The 19,896-nt window shown below is 69.1% G+C and carries 20 protein-coding genes; 8 read left to right on the top strand and 12 right to left on the bottom strand.

Translation table 11 applies throughout. The annotated features are described in order from the left end of the window. The first annotated feature begins 10 nt into the window (after positions 1-10). From alaS to JJB11_RS20595, 3 genes are all read left to right on the top strand, one after another. On the top strand, positions 11-2,635 hold the full coding sequence (gene alaS / locus JJB11_RS20605) for an alanine--tRNA ligase (protein ID WP_201175928.1): 2,625 nt from the start codon (positions 11-13) through the stop codon (positions 2,633-2,635). Then, the gene (locus JJB11_RS20600) at positions 2,632-3,210 is read left to right on the top strand and encodes a TlpA family protein disulfide reductase (RefSeq protein WP_201175927.1); all 579 of its coding nucleotides are present in this window, start codon (positions 2,632-2,634) and stop codon (positions 3,208-3,210) included. The genes alaS and JJB11_RS20600 overlap by 4 nt, the downstream gene beginning before the upstream one ends. Positions 3,211-3,281: 71 nt before the next feature. Continuing rightward, a complete protein-coding gene (locus JJB11_RS20595) occupies positions 3,282-4,376 on the top strand; it encodes a transglutaminase-like domain-containing protein (RefSeq protein WP_201175925.1) in 1,095 nt (364 codons plus the stop codon). Positions 4,377-4,482: 106 nt separating this feature from the next. Here JJB11_RS20595 and trmB read toward each other — a convergent pair whose 3' ends face one another. From trmB to JJB11_RS20580, 3 genes are read right to left on the bottom strand one after another with little or no spacing between them, the layout of a single operon-like run. Next, entirely contained in the window at positions 4,483-5,184 is a 702-nt protein-coding gene (gene trmB, locus JJB11_RS20590) for a tRNA (guanosine(46)-N7)-methyltransferase TrmB (protein WP_201175923.1), read from the bottom strand. A gap of 14 nt (positions 5,185-5,198) precedes the next feature. Continuing rightward, positions 5,199-6,071 carry a tRNA glutamyl-Q(34) synthetase GluQRS gene (gene gluQRS, locus JJB11_RS20585; protein ID WP_201176170.1) on the bottom strand — a complete coding sequence of 291 codons (873 nt, stop codon included), beginning with the start codon at positions 6,069-6,071 and terminating at the stop codon, positions 5,199-5,201. Next, positions 6,065-7,030, bottom strand: coding sequence for a LysR family transcriptional regulator (locus JJB11_RS20580; RefSeq protein WP_201175919.1), 966 nt, complete (start codon positions 7,028-7,030; stop codon positions 6,065-6,067). Before JJB11_RS20580 ends, gluQRS begins: the two co-directional genes overlap by 7 nt. Positions 7,031-7,114: 84 nt before the next feature. On the opposite strand from JJB11_RS20580, the gene JJB11_RS20575 reads away from it, so the two are divergent. Genes JJB11_RS20575 through JJB11_RS20565 form a run of 3 tightly spaced genes read left to right on the top strand, consistent with a single transcriptional unit; the run spans position 7,115 to position 8,923 of the window. Further along, complete coding sequence (locus tag JJB11_RS20575) at positions 7,115-7,819, top strand: pirin family protein (RefSeq protein WP_201175918.1); 705 nt, start codon at positions 7,115-7,117, stop codon at positions 7,817-7,819. 28 nt (positions 7,820-7,847) lie between these two features. Beyond that, entirely contained in the window at positions 7,848-8,315 is a 468-nt protein-coding gene (locus JJB11_RS20570) for a DoxX family protein (protein WP_201175916.1), read from the top strand. Between the two features lie 53 nt (positions 8,316-8,368). Then, positions 8,369-8,923 carry a flavodoxin family protein gene (locus tag JJB11_RS20565; RefSeq protein ID WP_201175914.1) on the top strand — a complete coding sequence of 185 codons (555 nt, stop codon included), beginning with the start codon at positions 8,369-8,371 and terminating at the stop codon, positions 8,921-8,923. 134 nt (positions 8,924-9,057) lie between these two features. On the opposite strand, the gene wrbA is transcribed toward JJB11_RS20565, so the two are convergent. After that, positions 9,058-9,657 (bottom strand): NAD(P)H:quinone oxidoreductase, encoded by a 600-nt coding sequence (gene wrbA / locus JJB11_RS20560; RefSeq protein WP_201175912.1) that lies wholly within the window; start codon positions 9,655-9,657, stop codon positions 9,058-9,060. A gap of 136 nt (positions 9,658-9,793) precedes the next feature. Between wrbA and JJB11_RS20555 the strand changes: the two genes are divergently transcribed. Then, entirely contained in the window at positions 9,794-10,687 is an 894-nt protein-coding gene (locus JJB11_RS20555) for a pirin family protein (protein WP_201175910.1), read from the top strand. Positions 10,688-10,838: 151 nt separating this feature from the next. Here the strand turns inward: JJB11_RS20555 and JJB11_RS20550 are convergent, their stop codons facing one another. Further along, complete coding sequence (locus JJB11_RS20550; protein WP_201175908.1) at positions 10,839-11,585, bottom strand: sulfurtransferase; 747 nt, start codon at positions 11,583-11,585, stop codon at positions 10,839-10,841. A gap of 53 nt (positions 11,586-11,638) precedes the next feature. On the opposite strand from JJB11_RS20550, the gene dnaE reads away from it, so the two are divergent. Beyond that, positions 11,639-15,130: a DNA polymerase III subunit alpha gene (gene dnaE, locus JJB11_RS20545; RefSeq protein WP_201175906.1), complete on the top strand. Its 3,492-nt coding sequence runs from the start codon at positions 11,639-11,641 to the stop codon at positions 15,128-15,130. Positions 15,131-15,295: 165 nt separating this feature from the next. On the opposite strand, the gene tolA is transcribed toward dnaE, so the two are convergent. Genes tolA through ribH form a run of 7 tightly spaced genes read right to left on the bottom strand, consistent with a single transcriptional unit; the run spans position 15,296 to position 19,894 of the window. Next, on the bottom strand, positions 15,296-16,207 hold the full coding sequence (tolA, locus tag JJB11_RS20540) for a cell envelope integrity protein TolA (RefSeq protein ID WP_201175904.1): 912 nt from the start codon (positions 16,205-16,207) through the stop codon (positions 15,296-15,298). Positions 16,208-16,211: 4 nt separating this feature from the next. After that, the gene (locus JJB11_RS20535; RefSeq protein WP_201175901.1) at positions 16,212-16,637 is read right to left on the bottom strand and encodes an ExbD/TolR family protein; all 426 of its coding nucleotides are present in this window, start codon (positions 16,635-16,637) and stop codon (positions 16,212-16,214) included. A 1-nt stretch (position 16,638) separates the two neighbouring features. Continuing rightward, positions 16,639-17,337 carry a protein TolQ gene (gene tolQ, locus JJB11_RS20530; protein ID WP_201175899.1) on the bottom strand — a complete coding sequence of 233 codons (699 nt, stop codon included), beginning with the start codon at positions 17,335-17,337 and terminating at the stop codon, positions 16,639-16,641. Beyond that, entirely contained in the window at positions 17,334-17,747 is a 414-nt protein-coding gene (gene ybgC / locus JJB11_RS20525; protein ID WP_201964983.1) for a tol-pal system-associated acyl-CoA thioesterase, read from the bottom strand. The genes tolQ and ybgC overlap by 4 nt, the downstream gene beginning before the upstream one ends. Continuing rightward, entirely contained in the window at positions 17,744-18,928 is a 1,185-nt protein-coding gene (locus tag JJB11_RS20520; RefSeq protein ID WP_201175896.1) for a pyridoxal phosphate-dependent aminotransferase, read from the bottom strand. The genes ybgC and JJB11_RS20520 overlap by 4 nt, the downstream gene beginning before the upstream one ends. A 28-nt stretch (positions 18,929-18,956) precedes the next feature. Continuing rightward, complete coding sequence (gene nusB, locus JJB11_RS20515) at positions 18,957-19,433, bottom strand: transcription antitermination factor NusB (protein WP_201175894.1); 477 nt, start codon at positions 19,431-19,433, stop codon at positions 18,957-18,959. Then, the gene (ribH, locus tag JJB11_RS20510; RefSeq protein WP_201175892.1) at positions 19,430-19,894 is read right to left on the bottom strand and encodes a 6,7-dimethyl-8-ribityllumazine synthase; all 465 of its coding nucleotides are present in this window, start codon (positions 19,892-19,894) and stop codon (positions 19,430-19,432) included. Before ribH ends, nusB begins: the two co-directional genes overlap by 4 nt. Between the last annotated feature and the right edge of the window lie 2 nt (positions 19,895-19,896).

The raw sequence follows: 19,896 nt of genomic DNA, 5'->3' as shown, positions 1-19,896 counted from the left end.
CGGACTCCCCATGACCACTGCCCAATTCACCGTCGCCGACATCCGCCAGACCTTCCTTGATTTCTTCAAGGAGCGGGGCCACACGGTGGTGCCCTCCAGCTCCCTGGTGCCGGCGAACGACCCCACGCTGATGTTCACGAACTCCGGCATGGTGCAGTTCAAGGACGTCTTCCTCGGCACCGACAAGCGCCCCTACGTGCGCGCCGCGTCCGTGCAGGCCTGCCTGCGCGCCGGCGGCAAGCACAACGACCTGGAGAACGTGGGCTACACCGCGCGGCACCACACCTTCTTCGAGATGCTCGGCAACTGGTCGTTCGGCGACTACTTCAAGCGCGAGTCGCTCAAGTGGGCCTGGGAGCTGCTCACCGAGGTCTACAAGCTGCCGGCGGACAAGCTCTGGGCCACGGTGTACATGGAGGACGACGAGGCCTACGACATCTGGACCAAGGAGATCGGCCTGCCGCCCGAGCGCGTGGTGCGCATCGGCGACAACAAGGGCGCGCGCTACGCCTCCGACAACTTCTGGATGATGGCCGATACCGGCCCGTGCGGCCCGTGCTCCGAGATCTTCTACGACCACGGCCCGCACATCCCCGGCGGGCCGCCCGGCAGTCCCGATGCCGACGGCGATCGCTACATCGAGATCTGGAACAACGTGTTCATGCAGTTCGACATGCAGCCCGACGGCTCGGTCAGGCCGCTGCCCGCACCTTGCGTGGACACCGGCATGGGCCTGGAGCGGCTGGCCGCGATCCTGCAGCACGTGCACAGCAACTACGAGATCGACCTGTTCCAGGCGCTCATTGCCGCGGCTGCGCGCGAGACGCACACCCAGGACCTGGCGAACCCGTCGCTGCGCGTGATCGCCGACCACATCCGCGCCACCTCCTTCCTGGTGGCCGATGGCGTGATCCCGTCCAACGAAGGCCGCGGCTACGTGCAGCGGCGCATCATCCGCCGCGCCATCCGCCACGGCTACAAGCTGGGCCAGAAGACGCCGTTCTTCCACAAGCTGGTGCCCGACCTCGTCAAGCAGATGGGCACGGCCTACCCGCACCTGGCCAAGGCGCAACAGCGCGTGATGGAGGTGTTGAAGGCGGAAGAGGAGCGCTTCTACGAGACGCTGGCCAACGGCATGGACATCCTCGATGCCGCCCTGGCCGGCGGCCAGAAGGTGCTTCCAGGCGAAGTCGCGTTCAAGCTGCACGACACCTACGGCTTCCCGCTGGACCTGACCCAGGACGTCTGCCGCGAGCGCGGCGTGACGGTCGACGTCGCCGGCTTCGACGCCGCGATGGACAAGCAGAAGGCCGCGGGCCGCGCCGCAGGCAAGTTCAAGATGGACCGCGTGCTGGAGTACGCGGGCGAAGTGAACAAGTTCGTCGGCTACGAGAAGCTGGAAGCCAGCGCGAAGATCACCGCGATCTACGTCGAGGGCACCTCCGTGGCGGCGCTGAAGTCCGGCCAGGAAGGCATCGTGGTGCTGGACACCACGCCCTTCTACGCCGAGAGCGGCGGCCAGGTGGGCGACGCCGGCCTGATCGAGAGCGGCTCGGCGCGCTTCCAGGTGGACGACACGCAGAAGATCCGCGCCGACGTGTTCGGCCAGCACGGACAGCTCACGCAGGGCACGCTCAACGTCGGCGACCACGTGCTGGCGAAGGTGGACATGAAGCGCCGCGCGGCGACGATGCGCAACCACTCGGTCACGCACCTGATGCACAAGGCGCTGCGCGAGGTGCTGGGCGAGCACGTGCAGCAGAAGGGCTCGCTGGTCGATCCGGACAAGACGCGCTTCGACTTCACGCAGAACACGCCGGTGACGAGCGCGCAGATCCGCGAGATCGAGGCGCGCGTGAACGCCGAGATCCTGGAGAACCACCCGACGCAGGCGCGCGTGATGGACATCGAGTCGGCCAAGGCGACCGGCGCGATGATGCTGTTCGGCGAGAAGTACGGCGAGACCGTGCGCGTGCTGGACATCGGCAGCAGCCGCGAACTGTGCGGCGGCACGCACGTGCAGCGCACGGGCGACATCGGCCTGTTCAAGATCGTCGGCGAGTCGGGCGTCGCCGCCGGCATCCGCCGCATCGAGGCGGTGACCGGCGCCAACGCACTCGCCTACCTCCAGCAGCTGGAGTCCACGGTGCAGACGGTCGCCGGTTCGCTCAAGGCCGCCCCGACGGAACTGAACGGCCGCGTGGCGCAGGTGCTGGAGCAGGTGCGCACGCTGGAGAAGGAAGTGGCGCAGCTGAAGGGCAAGCTGGCGTCCTCGCAAGGCGACGAGCTCGTGTCCCAGGCCGTGGACGTCAAGGGCTTCAAGGTGCTGGCGGCGCGCCTGGAAGGCGCGGATGCGAAGACGCTGCGCGACACCATGGACAAGCTCAAGGACAAGCTCAAGTCGGCGGCCATCGTGCTGGCCACCGTGGACGGCGCGAAGGTGCAGCTGGCCGCGGGCGTGACGGCCGATCGCATGGGCCAGGTGAAGGCGGGCGAGCTGGTGAACTTCGTCGCGCAGCAGGTCGGTGGCAAGGGCGGTGGCAAGCCCGACATGGCGATGGCGGGTGGCACCGACGCCAGCAAGCTGCCAGGCGCGCTGCAATCGGTGCAGCAATGGGTGGCGGACCGCGTATGAGCGAAGTGCACCCCGAGGGAGTTTCTCCCTCCCCCCTCTGGGAAGAGGGCCGGGGTGAGGGGCACGCACGCGAGACACTCTCCCGCCGCATCTTCATCGCGGGGACGCTTGCGGCCGTGGTCACGGGCATCCATGCCCAAGGCAGGATCGAGCGCTTCACCGGTGACTCCGGACTCGCCGGCTTCCAGGCGCTCGACCTGGACGGCAAGTCGATCGCGGTGCCCGCGCCCGGCAAGCCCACCGTCGTGAATTTCTGGGCGACCTGGTGCGAGCCGTGCCGCGCGGAGATGCCGATGCTGCAGCAGATGGCCGACTTCTACAGCGACCGGCTCGTGTTCCAGGCCGTGAACTTCAAGGAACGCGCCGTCGCCGTGCAGCGCCACGTGCGCAGCGCGAACTGGGCCGTACCTGTGGTGCTGGACCCTATGGGCGCCGGCGCCGAATCCTGGGGCGTCAAGGTGTTCCCGACCACGGTCGGCTTCGACGCGCACGGTCGTGCGCGCTGGCGCGTCACCGGCCAGTACGACTGGAGTTCCACCGAGGCGGGCAAGCTGGTCGAGTCGCTCTGGACGTGAGGCTGCGGGCGCCGCGCGCGCCTTGACCTTTCCGGCTGATCGGGAATAGGCGCCCCGCATAATCCGCCGTCATGAACACCCGCCGCCACTTCCTCCAGCTCGCCGCCGCCGGCGGTGTCCTCGCCTCGCCGCTCGCCGCGTTCGCCGAGGCGCGGCAGTTCGCACCGCGCCCCGGCGACTGGCGCACCTTCGAGCTCACCACCCGCGTGGACGTGAACCTGTCGCAGGGCGCGACGCGCGTGTGGCTGCCGATTCCCACGGTCGACACCGACTGGCAGCGCCCGCTGGAGAGCAGCTTCGCCACCAACGGGAAGGCAACGCGCACGACCGATGGACGCGAGGGCACGGGCATCCTGCAGGCGGACTTCGACGCCTCGATCACGCAGCCCTACGTCGAGCTCACGACGCGCGTGCAGACGCGCAACCGCGCCGTGGACTGGAGCCGCAGGACGCCGGTGGCGATGGACTCCGAGTCGCGTGCCTACTGGCTCGCCCCGACCTCGCTGATCCCCACCGACGGCATCGTGCGCGAGACCGCGCTGAAGGCGGTGGGCGATGCGCGCGGCGACGAGGAGAAGGTGCGCCGCATCTACGACTGGGTCGTGGGCAACGCGTGGCGCGAGCCCACGGTGCGCGGCTGCGGCGCGGGCGACGTGAAGACGATGCTGGAAACCGGCAACCTGGGCGGCAAGTGCGCGGACATCAACGCGCTGTTCGTCGGGCTGTGCCGCGCCGCGGGCGTGCCGGCACGCGATGTGTACGGCGTGCGGCTCGCGCCTTCGGCCTTCGGCTACAAGGCGCTCAGTGGCAACTCCGCCAGCCTGAAGGGCGCGCAGCATTGCCGCGCCGAAGTGTTCCTGCAGGCCCACGGCTGGGTGGCGATGGATCCGGCCGACGTCGCGAAGGTGATGCGCGAAGAGACGCCCACCTGGATCAAGACCGTGTCCGACCCGCTGGTCGCGCCCGTGTACAAGGCCTTGTACGGCGGCTGGGAAGGCAACTGGGTCGGCTTCAACACGGCGCACGACGTGGAACTGCCCGGCGCGCGCATGGGCAAGCTGGGCTTCCTGATGTACCCGATCGCCGAGGACCAGCAGGGCCGCTTCGACTCCTACGCGCCCGACGACTTCAAGTACCAGATCACGGCCAAAGAGATCCAGGCCTGATCCTCTTTCTCCCTCCCCTCCGGGGGAGGGCCGGGATGGGTGCACGCGCGACGCACTGCCCCCATCCCAGCCTTCCCCGGGAGGAGGAAGGAGCAATGCAAGTCGGTCAGCGCTTGGTGAACACCACGTCCCAGACCCCGTGGCCCAGCTTGAGGCCGCGGTTCTCGAACTTCGTCAGCGGCCGGTAGTCCGGCCGCGCCGCATAGCCGTCGGCGGTGTTCTGCAGCGCAGGCTCGGCCGAAAGCACCTCCAGCATCTGCTGCGCATACGGCTCCCAGTCCGTGGCGCAGTGGATGTAGCCGCCGCTGCGCAGGCGTGGCAACAGCTTCGCGAGGAAGTGCGGCTGCACGAGCCGCCGCTTGTTGTGCCGCGCCTTGTGCCAGGGATCGGGAAAGAAGATGTGCACGCCCGCGAGCGACGCTGGCGGCAGCATGTGTTCCAGCACCTCCACCGCGTCGTGCTGCACGATGCGGATGTTGCTGAGGCCCAGGTCGCCGATCCGCTTGAGCAGCGCGCCCACGCCGGGCGTGTGCACTTCGCAGCACAGGAAGTTCTTCTCCGGCATGAGGCCCGCGATGTGCGCGGTGGCCTCGCCCATGCCGAAGCCGATCTCCAGGATCGTGGGCGCCTGGCGGCCGAACAGCGTCGCCAGGTCGACGGCCTGCGGCTGGTACGGCACCAGGTACTGCGGACCCAGCGTCTCTATCGCCTTGGCCTGGCCGACCGTGGTGCGGCCCGTGCGCAGCACGTAGCTGCGGATGCCGCGCGGATGGGACACGCTCTCGGGCGTGTTCGGGTCGTCGCTCATGCCCCGATTGTCCCCTACGGCCAGCGCAGGCCCCAGGCACGCACGGCGTGGGCCAGGACATCGGCGAGCGTCGCGCCTTCGGGTTGCAAGCCCAGCACGGCCGCGGCCTGCACCACGGCCGCACGCGGGTCGGCGAGGTCTAGCGGCTGCGCGCCGTTCTGCTTCGAAAGCTTCTCCCCGTTCGGCCCCAGCACCAGCGGCGCGTGCAGGTAGGAGGGCTGCGGCACCTGCAGCGCGCGCTGCAGCAGCAGCTGGCGCGGCGTGTTGTCGACGAGGTCCTCGCCCCGCACCACGTGCGTGATGCCTTGCGCCGCATCGTCCACGACCACCGCGAGCTGGTACGCGTAGAGACCGTCGGCGCGCTTGAGCACGAAGTCGCCGACCTCGTGCGCCACGTCCTGCAGGTGCACGCCGGTACGTCGGTCCGTCCACGCGACCGTGCCTTCCGGCACGCGGAAGCGCCAGGCGCGCGGTGCCTTGCCGCCCAGGCCGTCGCGGCAGGTGCCCGGATAGACCAGCTCGCCGTGCCGCGAACGCGTGCGACCCAGTGCGCGCAGCGCCACTTCGATGTCCTTGCGCGAGCAGGCGCAGGGGTACGCCTTCCCCTCAGCGACCAGGCGGTCGAGGGCGGCCTGGTACGCGTCCGTGCGCTGCGATTGCCACTGGGGCGGCTCGTCCGGCACGAAGCCGCAGGCGGCGAGCTGGCGCAGGATCTCGCGGTCGGCGTCGGGGATGCAGCGTGGCGTGTCCACGTCCTCGATGCGCACCAGCCAGGCGCCCCCGTGCGCGCGCGCATCGAGCCAGCTCGCGAGGGCGGCGACCAGCGAGCCGGCGTGCAGCGGCCCGGTGGGCGAGGGCGCGAAGCGGCCGCGGTACCCGGTCACGATGCGTGACGCAGCTCCAGCAAGGCGGAGCGCGTGGTGGGGCTTTCGAGCTGCGCGAGCCACCACTGCAGCGCGCGGCCCGGGCCCAGGTTGCCGACGCTGCGCCACGCATAGCTCATGCGCACGCGCCGCGTGGGCCGCTGCAGTTCGCGCACGAGCAGCCGGCCGCTCGCGATATGGGGACGCGCCACCGGCTCGGGCAGGAAGCCGCCACCGAGTCCGCGCAGTTGTGCATCGAGCTTCGCCGCGATCGTGGAGACCGTGAGCACGTCCTGGCCCGCGAGCAGGCCCATCGTGATCGCGCCGCCACGCTGCTGGGCCGAGTCGGCCACGGCGACGGCGCGGTGCTTCAGCAGCACGTCGTCGGCGATGGGTTCCGGCACCGAGGCGAGCGGGTGGTGCGGCGCCACGCAGTACACGAACGCGAGGTCGCCGAGCTCGTGGCTCTGGATGCCGGCCGTGGTGCCCGGCTCCAGCACGACGCCCAGGGCCAGGTCGGCGCGTCCGGTGACGACGGATTCCAGCGTGCCGGCCAGCACTTCTTCGCGGATGCGCAGGCGCGTCGTGGGTTGCAGGCCGTAGAAGGACTCGGCCAGCTCCATGACCGTGGAGCAGGAGAGCGCGCTGTCCACGGCGACGGTGAACTCCACTTCCCAGCCGGTGGCCACGCGGCGCACGCGATTGGCCATCGCGTCGATGTCCAGCAGCAGTTGCTGGCCCGCGCACAGCAGCTCGTTGCCCGCCGCGGTGAGCTTCGCCTGGCGCGAGCTGCGATCGAACAGCAGCACGTCCAGCGCGTCCTCGAGCTGCCGCACGCGGTAGGTCACGGCGCTGGGCACCAGGCCGAGGTCGCGCGCGGCCGCGGCGAAGCTGCCATGCCGGGCGACGGCCTGCACGACGCCGAGCGTGTCGGGCGTCAGCACGTCACGGGGCGTGGGGGCGGGGCGTCCGGTATCGTTCAAGGGATTTGAATGATGCCATCAAAGCAGAACCCGCGATGCCGTGCGTCCGGCGCCTACAGTTGCGGACATTCAAAGGAGCCGAACATGCTGACCCTTCGCAAGTCCCAGGACCGCGGCTACGCCGACCACGGCTGGCTGAAGTCCCACCACAGCTTTTCCTTTGCCGGCTACCACGACCCCGAGCACATGGGCTTCGGCAACCTGCGCGTGATCAACGAGGACCGCATCGCCCCCGGCACCGGCTTCGGCACGCACGGCCACCGCGACATGGAGATCATCAGCTACGTGCTGTCCGGCGAGCTGGCGCACAAGGACACGATCGGCAACGTGAAGGGCATCCCGCCTGGCGACGTGCAGCGCATGAGCGCGGGCCGCGGCGTGATGCACAGCGAGTTCAACCATGCGCCGGACCGCACCACGCACTTCCTGCAGATCTGGATCGAGCCCAACGTGCGCGGCATCGAGCCGGGCTACGAGCAAAAGCGCTTCCCTGAAAGCGAGAAACGCGGCAAGCTCCGCCTGGTCGCATCGCCCGACGGTGCGGACGGCTCGGTGTTGATCCACGCCGATGCGCGCCTGTACGCGGGGCTGTTCGACGGCGGCGAGAAGGCGACACTCGCGGTCGATGCGAAGCGGCCGGTCTACGTGCACCTGATCCGCGGCGAGCTCTCCGTCAACGGCACGCGGCTGTCCGCGGGCGACGCCGCCAAGCTGGAGCGAGAATCGCAACTGGTCCTGTCGGAAGGCAAGGACGCCGAAGTGCTGGTCTTCGAGCTGGCGCAACACTGATCACGAGTTTTTTCACCGAGGAGCAACCATGGCCACCCTGTCTTCCACCGCCAACCCGTACGCAAGCGATCCCGCCACCGGGCTGGCGCTGTCCCCCGCGCAGAACGCGCTCACCCTCGCGGGGCGCGTGCTGATCGCGCTGCTGTTTGTGCCTTCGGGCTGGGGCAAGCTGATGGGATTCGCGGGCACGGTGGCCTACATCGCCAAGGGCGGCGTGCCGCTGCCCGAGGTGTGCGCGGCCATCGCCGTCTTCTGCGAACTGGGCCTCGGCCTCGCGCTGCTGCTTGGGTTCCGGGCGCGCTGGGCCGCGCTGGGCCTGGCGGTCTTCACGATCGTGATCTCGCCGATCTTCCACAACTACTGGGCGGCGCCGGAAGCGGCCGTGTACATGCAGCGGCTGAACTTCTACAAGAACCTCGCGATCGCGGGGGGCCTGCTGGCCTTCGCCGCGTTCGGCGCGGGCGCGTTCAGCATCGACGGCCGCAAGCGCGCGTGACCGTGACCTGGAGGAGGCGCCCGCGCTTCCTCCAGCTTCGGTAGAGTGTCGGCATGCCCGACATCGTCGTCGTCTTCCATTCCGGCTACGGCCACACGCAGCGCATGGCGCAGGCGGTGGCCCAGGGCGCGGGCGCCCGGCTGCTCGCCATCGACGCGGAGGGCAACCTGCCCGCCGGCGGATGGGAGCAGCTGGAGGCCGCCGACGCCATCATCTTCGGCTCGCCCACCTACATGGGCAGCGTGAGCTGGCAGTTCAAGAAGTTCGCGGATGCGTCGTCGCGGCCCTGGTATGCCCAGGCCTGGAAGGACAAGATCGCCGCGGGCTTCACGAATAGCGCCGGCATGAGCGGAGACAAGCAGGGGACGCTGCTGACGCTCTTCACGCTGGCCATGCAGCACGGGATGATCTGGGTGAGCCAGGGCCTGATGCCCAGCAACACCCGCGCCGCCAAGCGCGACGACTCGAACTACCTGGTCTCGTACAGCGGCGCGATGGCGCAATCGCCGAGCGACGCGGGGGCGGACGCGATGTCCGCCGGCGACCTGGAAACGGCCCGCCTGTTCGGCGAGCGGGTCGCGCAGATTGCGGCGCGGTTCAAGGGCTAGTGGGTGATCGGACAGGAGAACGCAGAGGACGCAGAGGTTACGCAGAGGACGCAGAGAAGAAAGCGCCAAGGATTCCTTTTGATGAATTCCTTTGCGTCCTCTGCGTAACCTCTGCGCACTCTGCGTTCCTACTCTCAACCAAACAACTTCGTCGCAATCGTCGCCACGTGCTTGCCCTGGAACGCGGCCATGCCGAGTTCCTGTTCGCTCGGCTGGCGTTCGCCCTGGCCGCCGGCGATCGTGGAGGCGCCGTAGGGGCTGCCGCCCTTGATTTCGTCCAGGCCCATCTGGCGCTGCTCCGAATACGGCAGGCCCACCACCACCATGCCCTGGTGCAGCAGCGTGGGGATGAACGTGAGGATGGTGCTTTCCTGGCCGCCGTGCTGCGTCGCGCTCGACGTGAACACCGAGCCGACCTTGCCGACCAAGGCACCCTGCATCCACAGGCTGCCGGTCTGGTCGAGGAAGGTGCGCATCTGGCCCGTCATGTTGCCGAAGCGCGTGGGCGTGCCGAAGATGATGCCGTCGTAGTTGGCCAGCTCCGCCGGCTGCGCGACGGGTGCGGCCTGGTTCGCCTTGCCGCCGGCGGCGCGGAAGGCCTCGTCCGGCATCGTTTCGGGAACGCGCTTGACGTCCACCTGCATTGCGACTTCGCGCGCGCCTTTCGCGACGGCTTGCGCCATGGTCTCGATGTGACCGTAGAAGCTGTGGTACAGGACCAGGATCTTTGCCATGTGCTCTTTCGTTGGGGAGAGCGCACTCTAGGTGGCACGCCCGCCTGCATCCTGCGCCTGCATTCACGACAGCGTTCAGTTCCGTTCAACGACCCTGCCGCCGTGTGGGTCGCGCGCGCCGTTGCTACGATGGCGCATGGCCTGGCAGCAGCTCGACGGACAAGAGAAGGACCTGGGTGGCGGTTTCGTCGTGCGGCGGCTGCTGCCGCAGGCGCGCCAGCGCAGCGTCGGACCCTTCATCTTCTTCGACCACTTCGGTCCGAGCGAGGAGCTGCCCGGCGAGCACCACGACGTACGCCCGCATCCGCACATCGGCCTCGCCACGGTCACCTACCTGTTCGACGGCGCGATGATGCACCGGGACAGCCTGGGCTCGCAGCAGCTGATCGAGCCCGGCGCGATCAACTGGATGACGGCGGGCCGCGGCATCGTGCATTCCGAGCGCCGGCCCGGGCACCTGCGCGACGCGCGCTACGTGAACCACGGCCTGCAGCTGTGGACCGCGCTGCCGCTTGCGCACGAGGAAGCGCAGCCTTCGTTCTCGCACACGCCGGCCGACGCGATCCCCGAATGCAGCGTCGGCGCCGGCCGCGTGCGCGTGCTGGTGGGCGAGGCCTTCGGCGCGCGCTCGCCGGTGCCGTCGCTGTCGCCCGCGCTGTACCTCGATATCTGGCTGCCCGCCGGCGGCCGCATCGAACTGCCGCCGCTCGCGCAGGAGCAAGCGCTCTATCCGGTGCAAGGCGGCGTCGAGGTCGACGGCCAGCCGCTGCCGGAGAAAACGATGGCCGTGCTGCAACCCGGCCGCCCCACGACCGTCTTCGCCGCGGCCGGCGCGCGCATGGTGCTGGTCGGCGGCGAACCGCTCGACGCGCCGCGCCACCTCTGGTGGAACTTCGTCTCCAGCCGCAAGGACCGCATCCTGCAAGCCAGCGCGGACTGGGAAGCGATGCGCATGGGCACGGTCCCCGGCGACCCGGAGTTCATCCCGCTGCCCCCGACCCGCTTCACGCCGCCGGAGCCGCGGTCGTAGGCGTCGCGCTAATGAGCAGGAAGAACGCAGAGTGCGCAGAGGTTACGCAGAGGACGCAGAGGAAAACAGGGAAGGAAAATCCTTCGGATGAATTCTCTGCGTCCTCTGCGTAGCCTTTGCGTCCTCTGCGTTCCTCTGTCCCGATCGACCGCTACGCCCCCTCCAGCGGCGCCGGCCGCAGCCCCGGATCCAGCGCCTCGCGGTCGTCGAACACGAAGCACGTGCCCGCGAAATGGGCGCCGCCGGTTTCCTCGAAGTACTTGAGGACGCCGCCTTCGAGCTGCCACACGTTCTCCAGGCCTTCTTCCCGCATCACCAGCGCTGCCTTCTCGCAGCGGATGCCGCCGGTGCAGAAGCTCACCACGGTCTTGCCGCGCAGGTCGTCCGCGTGGCGTCGCAGGGCGGCCGGGAAGTCGCTGAACTTGTCCAGGCGCCAGTCGATCGCGCCCGCGAACGTCCCGTAGTCCACCTCGAACGCATTGCGCGTGTCCAGCGTGACGACCGGACGGCCGGCGTCGTCGTGGCCCTGGTCCAGCCAGCGTTGCAGCGTGCGGGCGTCCAGCACCGGGGCGCGGCCCTCGGCCGGCTGGATCGCGGGATGGTTCATCCGGATGATCTCCCGCTTGTGCTTCACGCGCATGCGGGCGAACGGCACGGTCTCCGACCAGCTTTCCTTGGCCTGGAGCCGCGCCAGGCGCGGGTCGGCGCGCAGGTGATCGAGCAGCGCGCGCACCGCCTGCGGCGCGCCGGCCAGGAACAAATTGATGCCTTCCCCGGCCAGCAGGATGGTTCCCTTCAGGTCCAGCGCCTGGGCGCGCGCGAGCAGCGGCTCGCGCAGCGCAGCCGCGTCCGGCAGCGGGACGAACAGGTAGGCGGAGACGTTGAGGACTTTGTTCACGGGAGGGGATTCCGGCAGGATGTCAAGGGGCGCCGGCTTCCTACAATTGGACCATGTTCGTGCACCTGCGCCTCCACACCGAATTCTCCGTCGTCGACGGCACCAACCGCATCGAGGAGATCGTGAAGGCGGCGGCGGCCGACGGCCAGCCGGCGCTGGGCATCTCCGACCTCAACAACCTGTTCGGCGCGATCAAGTTCTACAAGGAAGCGCGCGGCGCGGGGCTCAAGCCCGTGATCGGCTGCGAGCTGATGCTGCAGGGCCTGGGCGGCGACCCCAACGCGATCTCGCGCGTGATCCTGCTGGTGCAGAGCCACCGCGGCTACCTGAACCTGTGCGAGATCCTGGCGCGCGCGTGGACCGGCAACGTCGTGCGTGCCCAGGCCGTGGCGAAGCTCGAATGGCTGCAGGAGCTGGGCGAGGGCCTCATCCTGCTGGCCGGCGCGCAGGCCGGCGCGGTCGGCCAGGCGCTGCTGCAAGGCGACGGGAGCCGCGCCTCCGAGCTCGCGCTGCAGCTCGCGGGCCTGTTCCCGCACCGCTTCTACATCGAGGTGCAGCGCGCCGGCCGGCCCGACGACGAGGCACACGTGAGCGCCGCCGTGCAGCTCGCCGCGCGGCTGAACCTGCCGGTGGTCGCGACGCATCCCGTGCAATTCACCAAGGAGGAGGACTACGAGGCGCACGAGGCGCGCGTGTGCATCTCCGAAGGCGAGATCCTGGGCAATCCGCGGCGCGTGCGCAAGTTCACCCGCGAGCAGTACTTCAAGTCTTCGGCGCAGATGCTGGAGCTGTTCGCCGACCTGCCGTCCGCCATCGCGAACACGCTGGAAATCGCGCGCCGCTGCAACCTGGTGCTGGAGCTGGGCAAGCCGCGGCTGCCGAACTTCCCCACACCCAACGGCATGCCGATCGACGAGTACTTCCGTTACGCGTCGCACGAAGGCCTGAGGGAGCGCCTGGTCCACCTGTTCCCCAACGAAGCCGAGCGCGAGCGGCAGCGCCCGCGCTACGAGGAGCGGCTGGAGTTCGAGCTCGGGACCATCCTGAAGATGGGGTTCCCCGGCTACTTCCTGATCGTGGGCGACTTCATCAACTGGGCCAAGAACAACGGTTGCCCGGTGGGCCCGGGCCGCGGCTCGGGCGCCGGCTCGCTGGTCGCGTACGCGCTGAAGATCACCGACCTGGACCCGCTGCAATACAACCTGCTGTTCGAGCGCTTCCTGAACCCGGAGCGGGTGTCCATGCCCGACTTCGACATCGACTTCTGCCAGGGCAACCGCGACCGCGTCATCGAGTACGTGAAGGAGAAGTACGGGCGCGACGCCGTCTCGCAGATCGCCACCTTCGGCACGATGGCCGCGCGCGCCGCGGTGCGCGACGTCGGTCGCGTGCTGGACATGAGCTACACGTTCTGCGACGGCATCAGCAAGCTGATCCCGAACAAGCCGGGCACGCACATCACGATCGCCGACGCGCTGGAGCAGGAGCCGATCCTCAAGGAGCGCTACCAGCGCGAGGACGAGGTCAAGACCCTGCTGGAGCTGGCGCAGAAGCTCGAGGGCATGACGCGCAACATCGGCATGCACGCCGGCGGCGTGCTGATCGCGCCGGGCAAGCTCACCGACTTCACGCCGCTGTACCAGCAGCCGGGCAGCGACTCCGCGGTGAGCCAGTACGACAAGGACGACGTGGAAGCCGCGGGCCTGGTGAAGTTCGACTTCCTGGGGCTGGCCACGCTCACGATCCTGGAGCTCGCGCGCGAGTTCATCGTCGGTCGCCATCCGGGCCAGGAAGGGTTCACGTTCGAGAACATTCCGCTGGACGACCCGCACACGTACAAGCTGTTCTCCGACGGCAAGACCGAAGCGGTGTTCCAGTTCGAATCCCGCGGCATGCAGGGCATGCTGCGCGACGCGCGGCCCACGCGCCTGGAAGACCTGATCGCGCTGAACGCGCTGTACCGCCCCGGCCCGATGGACCTGATCCCCAGCTTCGTGGCACGCAAGCACGGGCGCGAGACGGTGGAGTACCCGCATCCCGCGGTGGCGGACATGCTCAGCGAGACCTACGGCATCATGGTCTACCAGGAGCAGGTGATGCAGACCGCGCAGATCCTGGGCGGCTACTCGCTCGGCGGCGCCGACCTGCTGCGCCGGGCCATGGGCAAGAAGAAGGCCGAGGAGATGGCCGTGCACCGGGAGCGGTTCCGCGAAGGGGCGCACAAGACGCACGGCATCCCGCAGGAAAAGGCCGACGAGATCTTCGACCTGATGGAGAAGTTCGCGGGCTACGGCTTCAACAAGTCGCACGCTGCCGCCTACTCCCTGCTGGCCTACCACACGGGCTGGCTGAAGGTGCACTACACGGCGGAGTTCTACTGCGCCAACATGACCATCGAAATGGACAACACCGACAAGCTCAAGGTGTTGTTCGAGGACGCGGTCAAGAACTTCGGCATGAGCTTCGAGGCGCCGGACATCAACCGCGGCACCTGGCGCTTCGAGCCGATCTCGGACAAGGCGATCCGCTACGGGCTGGGCGCGGTGAAGGGCACGGGCCAGTCCGCCGTCGAGGCGATCGTCGCCGCGCGCGAGGGCAAGGGAGACGGCCCCTCCGGGTCCGTGTGCGGCCCCTTCAAGAGCCTGTACGACTTCTGCTGCCGCGTGGACCGCTCCCGCATCAACAAGCGCACGGTGGAAGCGCTGATCAAGGCCGGCGCCTTCGACTCGCTGCACCTGAACCGCGCCACGCTGGTGGCGTCGATCGATCGCGCGTTCGAGTTCGCCGCCACGACCGAGGCCAACGCGAACCAGGGCGGGCTGTTCGACATGGGCGACTCGCATGCGGCCAGCACGCAGGAGCCGGACCTCGTGGAAGCGACGCCCTGGGGCGTGAAGGAGCGGCTGTCGCAGGAGAAGACCGCGGTCGGCTTCTACCTCTCGGGCCACCTGTTCGACGAAGTCGAGCGCGAGGTGCGCCGCTTCTGCAAGCGCCGCATCGATGAACTGGTGGACACGCGCGAGCCGCTCATGCTGGCGGGCATCGTCAACGACATGCGCATCATCAACGGGCAGCGCGGCAAGCTGGCGCTGTTCAAGCTGGACGACAAGACGGACGTGATCGACGCCGCGGCCGACGAGTCGGTGTTCAACCCGCACCGCGGCTGGTTCAAGGACGACGAGCTGGTCATCGTGCAGGCCAAGCTGCAGCCGGACCGCTTCTCGGGCGGCTTCCGCCTCAACGTGCAGCAGATCTGGGACCTCGCGACCGCGCGCTGCCGCTTCGGCAAGTACCTGAAGGTGGCCGTGAACGGCGTGGTGCCGGACATCGAGCGCCTGCTGCGCGATTTCCCGCCGAAGAAGGAACAGACGGAGCAGGGCGAACTGCTGCGCGGCCTCGGCGTGCGCCTGCAGGTGCAGCGCGAGAGCGCGGTGGCGGAGCTGCAGCTGGGCGAGCAGGCCCGCTTCTTCCCCACCGACGCGGCGCTGGCGAGCTGGATGGCGCAGGCCCACGGCGGGCAGGCGCAGATCGTCTACGAAGCTTGACGGTGGGATGACACGCCGGGCCCGAGGCGGGCGACCGCGTGAGTTCGTAGTTCGTAGGCTGGGGTGAGCAACCGCGAACCCCAGCGATCCAGCGTCGCGCAGCAAGCTGGGGTTCGCCTGCGGCTCACCCCAGCCTACGAAGAACCGCGAAGAACCCGCAGGCGCTCAGGACTTGGGCTTGAACGCGATCTCCACCGGGGACGGATAGCGCCCGTCGGTGTCCGGCGGCAGGCTCTCGGTGCGTTCGAGGGCGCGGACCACCGCATCGTCCCAAGCCTTGGAGCCGCTGGACTTCACCAGCAGCGGCTTGCCCAGGATCATCCCGCCCGGGCCGAGCCGCACGCGCACCAGCGCCTCCGGGTTGCCGGACACGTCGTCGGTGAACACGATGTTCGGCCGCACCCGCGCCTGCACCTTGCCGGCCCAGCTGCCCGAGGGGCCGGCGGATCGCGTGGCGTTGCCCGTGGCGTTCGGCGCGCCGGTGCCGGCCGCCGCGGTCAGGCGTGCCATCGTTTCCTTGCGCAGGTCTTCGCGCAACTTCGCCTCGCGCTGCTCGCGCTCCTGCTGCTTGCGCTTCTTCTCTTCGGCTTCCTTGCGCTTCGCGTCGGCGAGCTTCTGCTCCTGCAGCTTCTTCTGCGCGAGTTCCTCCGCGCGCTGCTGCGCGAGCTCCTGCTCGTGCTTCTTCTGCGCCTCCAGCTTCGCGCGTAGTGCGCGCTCGCGCGCGAGTTGCTGCTGCCGCTCCTTCGCCTCGAGCGCCTTCTGCTGGCGCTCGCGCTCCAGGGCGATCTCCGCGTCGCGGTTCACCGGCGGCGCCGGCGGCGGCGGCTTGACCACGGGCTGCGGCGGCGGCGGGGGCGGCGCGGGAGGCGTGGGCTCCGGCTTGGGGGCGGCCTGCTGCGGCACCGAGGACCAGAGCTCCGCTTCCACGGCATCCTGCGGCGCTTCGCGCTGCCAGTGGAAGCCGTAGATCAGTGCGAGCAGCAGCAGGAGGTGGGCGACGACCGCGAGCCCGAACGAGCGCAGCAGCCCCGGTGGCGGGGGCGGCGCGAACTGCAGTCGGTCGGCGGCGGCGTGCATGGCCTCAGGAAGCCAGCTTCACGGACAGGCCCACCCGCTGCACGCCGGCGCGCTGCAGGGAGTCCATCACCTTCACGACGGTCTCGTACTTCACGTTGCGGTCGGCGCTGATCACCACCGGGACGCTGCCGGGCGGCTGGCCGGATTGCAGCTGCTTCACGCTGTCGGCGATGTCGCTCAGGCTCATCGCCTGCGTCTTGTCGCCGCTCTTGAGCTCCAGGTGCTCGTCCTTGCCGATCAGCACCTGCAGGATCTTGTCCGGCTGCCGCGCGGCCTTGCCCACCGTGGGCAGGTCGATGACGCTCGGCGTGATCAGCGGCGCCGTCACCATGAAGATGATCAGCAGCACCAGCATGACGTCGATGAACGGGACCATGTTGATCTCATTCATCGTGCGGCGCCCGCGGCCGCGATGCGCGACGCTCGGCATCTCAGAACCCCGAGGGCGTGGCGCTCAGCGCGCCGAGGTTGCGCTGCAGGATGTTGGAGAACTCCTCGATGAAGGTCTCCATGTGGATCGCCACCCGGTCGATGTCGCGCGCATAACGGTTGTAGGCGACGACGGCAGGGATGGCCGCGAACAGGCCGAGCGCCGTGGCCACCAGCGCTTCGGCGATGCCGGGCGCCACCGTGGCGAGCGTCACCTGCTGCAGCGCGCCCAGGCCGGTGAACGCATGCATGATGCCCCACACCGTGCCGAACAGGCCGACATAGGGCGAAACCGAGCCGACGGAGGCCAGGAAGGACAGGTGCGTCTCGATGTTGTCCATCTCGCGCTGGAAGCTCGCGCGCATGGCGCGGCGCGCGCCGTCGAGCAGCGTGCCGGCGTCGCCGATGCGGCGCTCGCGCAGCTTCTGGTACTCGCGCATGCCGGAGGCGAAGATGCGCTCCATCGGGCCCGCCGTCTTGGCGTTCTGGGCAGCGGCGGAGAACAGGTCGTTCAGGCTGGTGCCCGACCAGAACTCGCGCTCGAAGTCGTCGTTGAGCGACTTCACGCGGCGCAGGGAGAAGAGCTTGCGGAAGATGGCGGCCCAGCTGGTGATGGACACCACGAGGAGCAGGAGCATCACTAGCTGCACCACCCAGCTGGCGCCTAGCACCAGCGGCAGGATCGAAAGGTCTTGGTTCATGCCTTCTTCTGTTGGAGGACTGCGAGGATCGCGTCCGGAATGCGGGCCGGCCGCAGCGTCGCGGCGTCGACCCACCCGATGCGGATCGTCCCAAGCGCCAGCAACTTACCGTCCCGACGGGCTTCCTGGGCGATTATGAGAGACGCCCGGCCACTCTCTTGGAGCTGGGCCGTAACAAGAAGTTCATCGTCCAGGCGTGCGGGCGCGAGATAGCGCACCGATGTCTCGCTGACCACGAACATGCCGCCCGCGTCTTCCTTGAGCGTGCGCTGCGCCACGCCGAGCGAGCGCAGCCACTCGGTGCGGGCCCGCTCGAAGAACTTCAGGTAGTTGGCGTAGAAGACGATGCCGCCGGCATCGGTGTCTTCCCAATAGACGCGCACTGGCCACTGGAAGGCGCCCTGGCTCACCCGAGCATGCCCTTCAGCCGCGCCGCGGCCTCCTGCAACTGCGCCATGGAATTCGCCGTGGAGAAGCGGATGAAGCGCGAGGTCTCCGCGCTGCCGAAGTCGCGCCCGGGCGTGACCGCCACGTGCGCGCGCTTCATGGCCTCGAAGGCGAAGTCCCAGCTGCCCTCGACGCCGAGGTGGCGTGCGGCCTCCCTGCAGTCGGCCCACGCGTAGAACGCGCCGTCGGGCAGCACCGGCACGGGCAGGCCCATGGCCTGCAGTTGCGGGATGAACCAGTCGCGCCGCGCCTTGAATTCCGAGCGGCGCCGCTCGTACTCCGCGATGCTCTCGGGTGCGAAGCAGGCGAGGGCGGCGTACTGCGCGACCGCGCTCGGGCAGATGAACAGGTTCTGGGCCAGCCGTTCGAGGGCCGGCACCAGGGCGTCGGGCACGACCATCCAGCCCAGGCGCCAGCCCGTCATGTTGAAGTACTTGGAGAAACTGTTGATGCTCACCACCTGGTCGTCGATCGCGAGCGCCGTGTGGCCGAAGGTGTCCTCGTACGACAGGCCCAGGTAGATCTCGTCCAGCAGCGTGATGCCGCCCCGGCCCTGCACGAAGGCGTGGATGCGCCGCAGTTCGTCCGGATGGATCGAGGTGCCGGTCGGGTTGGAGGGCGAGGCCAGCAGCACGCCGCGCGTGCGCGGACCCCAGTGCGCCTCGACCTTGGCGGCACTGAGCTGGTAGCGCTCCTGCGCCGTCGTGGGGATCAGGACCGCCTCGCCCTCGGCCGCGCTCACGAAGTGGCGGTTGCAGGGATAGCTGGGGTCCGGCATCAGGATCTCGTCGCCCGCGTCGATCAGCGCCAGGCAGGCCAGCTGCAGCGCCGCCGACGCGCCGGCCGTCACCACGATGCGCCGGGCCGGCACGTCGACGCCGAAGCGCTGCGCGTACCAGCCGCTGATGCGCTCGCGCAGGCTGTCGAGCCCCAGCGCGTGGGTGTACTGCGTGCGGCCGTCGCGGATGGCGCGCTCGGCCGCTTCCTGCACGAGCGGCGGCGCGGTGAAGTCCGGCTCGCCGATGTTCAGGAAGATCATGGGGCTGGCGCTGCCGGCCACCTCGCGCGCGATCTGCGAGGCCGCCTTCGCCACCTCCATCACGTAGAACGGCTCGATGCGTTCGGCACGCCTGGAAAGCTTCATCCGGCGGTCTCCGAAGGGCGCGGCGCCATCACCGGGCTTTTCCGGTCGCGCGGTCCGCCTCGACCTCGGGGCCGCGCAGCTGCGGCGCCAGCCCGTTCAGCACGCCGTTGACGTACTTGTGGCCGTCGGTGCCGCCGAACTCCTTGGCCAGTTCGATGCATTCGTTGAGGACGACGCGCCAGGGCACTTCCGGCGCGTGCTGGAACTCGTAGGCGCCGATCCACATCACCGCGTGCTCGATCGGCGACAGCTCCTCGAGCTTGCGATCGAGCAGGGGAGCGATCAGCGCATCGAGCTGCGCGGCTTCGCGGATGCAGCCGTGCAGCAGCGCGTCGTAGTGCACCGAATCGGCCTTGTGGAAGCCGGACAGGCCGCGGGTGAACTGGTCGATGGACTCGGCGTCCTGGCGGCCCACCAGGTGCTGGTACAGGCCCTGCACCGCGAATTCGCGCGCGCGGCTGCGCGGCGGCTTGGTCGAGGACTTCTTCGCTGCGCTGGTCGTCATCCGATGTCTTCCAGCAGGTTGGCCATCTCGATGGCGACCAGAGCGGCATCGCGGCCCTTGTCGGCCTGCCGTGCCAGGGCCTGCTCGATGTTCTCGGTGGTCAGGATCGCATTCGCGATGGGCAACTGGTAGTCCAGCGCCACGCGCGTGACGCCCGCGGCCGACTCGTTGGCGACCAGCTCGAAGTGATAGGTCTCGCCGCGGATGATGCAGCCGAGCGCGACCAGCGCGTCGTAGCCGCCTTTCTCCGCCATGGCCTGCAGCGCCACGGGCACTTCCAGCGCCCCGGGCACCTGCACGTGCTCGATGTCCTTTTCGTTGACGCCGCGCGCCAGCAGCTCGTCCCAGCAGGCCTTGGCCAGCGCGTTGGTCACGCCCTGGTTGAAGCGCGCCTGCACGATGCCGATGACGAGGTCCTTGCCGTCCAGGCGATCGGCCGTGCCCTTGTCTGCTCCGAACATGG

The sequence above is a fragment of the Ramlibacter ginsenosidimutans genome, assembly GCF_016654015.1.
GTDB lineage: Bacteria > Pseudomonadota > Gammaproteobacteria > Burkholderiales > Burkholderiaceae_C > Ramlibacter > Ramlibacter ginsenosidimutans.
This window is presented reverse-complemented; position numbering and strand designations above follow the sequence as displayed.

Bases quoted from the DNA above. Each gene is read 5' to 3' on its own strand.
- alaS (WP_201175928.1), top strand. From the start codon at position 11: ATGACCACTGCCCAATTCACCGTCGCCGACATCCGCCAGACCTTCCTT.
- JJB11_RS20600 (WP_201175927.1), top strand. From the start codon at position 2,632: ATGAGCGAAGTGCACCCCGAGGGAGTTTCTCCCTCCCCCCTCTGGGAA.
- JJB11_RS20595 (WP_201175925.1), top strand. From the start codon at position 3,282: ATGAACACCCGCCGCCACTTCCTCCAGCTCGCCGCCGCCGGCGGTGTC.
- trmB (WP_201175923.1), bottom strand. From the start codon at position 5,184: ATGAGCGACGACCCGAACACGCCCGAGAGCGTGTCCCATCCGCGCGGC.
- JJB11_RS20575 (WP_201175918.1), top strand. From the start codon at position 7,115: ATGCTGACCCTTCGCAAGTCCCAGGACCGCGGCTACGCCGACCACGGC.
- JJB11_RS20570 (WP_201175916.1), top strand. From the start codon at position 7,848: ATGGCCACCCTGTCTTCCACCGCCAACCCGTACGCAAGCGATCCCGCC.
- JJB11_RS20565 (WP_201175914.1), top strand. From the start codon at position 8,369: ATGCCCGACATCGTCGTCGTCTTCCATTCCGGCTACGGCCACACGCAG.
- wrbA (WP_201175912.1), bottom strand. From the start codon at position 9,657: ATGGCAAAGATCCTGGTCCTGTACCACAGCTTCTACGGTCACATCGAG.
- JJB11_RS20555 (WP_201175910.1), top strand. From the start codon at position 9,794: ATGGCCTGGCAGCAGCTCGACGGACAAGAGAAGGACCTGGGTGGCGGT.
- dnaE (WP_201175906.1), top strand. From the start codon at position 11,639: ATGTTCGTGCACCTGCGCCTCCACACCGAATTCTCCGTCGTCGACGGC.
- tolA (WP_201175904.1), bottom strand. From the start codon at position 16,207: ATGCACGCCGCCGCCGACCGACTGCAGTTCGCGCCGCCCCCGCCACCG.
- JJB11_RS20535 (WP_201175901.1), bottom strand. From the start codon at position 16,637: ATGCCGAGCGTCGCGCATCGCGGCCGCGGGCGCCGCACGATGAATGAG.
- tolQ (WP_201175899.1), bottom strand. From the start codon at position 17,337: ATGAACCAAGACCTTTCGATCCTGCCGCTGGTGCTAGGCGCCAGCTGG.
- JJB11_RS20520 (WP_201175896.1), bottom strand. From the start codon at position 18,928: ATGAAGCTTTCCAGGCGTGCCGAACGCATCGAGCCGTTCTACGTGATG.
- nusB (WP_201175894.1), bottom strand. From the start codon at position 19,433: ATGACGACCAGCGCAGCGAAGAAGTCCTCGACCAAGCCGCCGCGCAGC.
- ribH (WP_201175892.1), bottom strand. From the start codon at position 19,894: ATGTTCGGAGCAGACAAGGGCACGGCCGATCGCCTGGACGGCAAGGAC.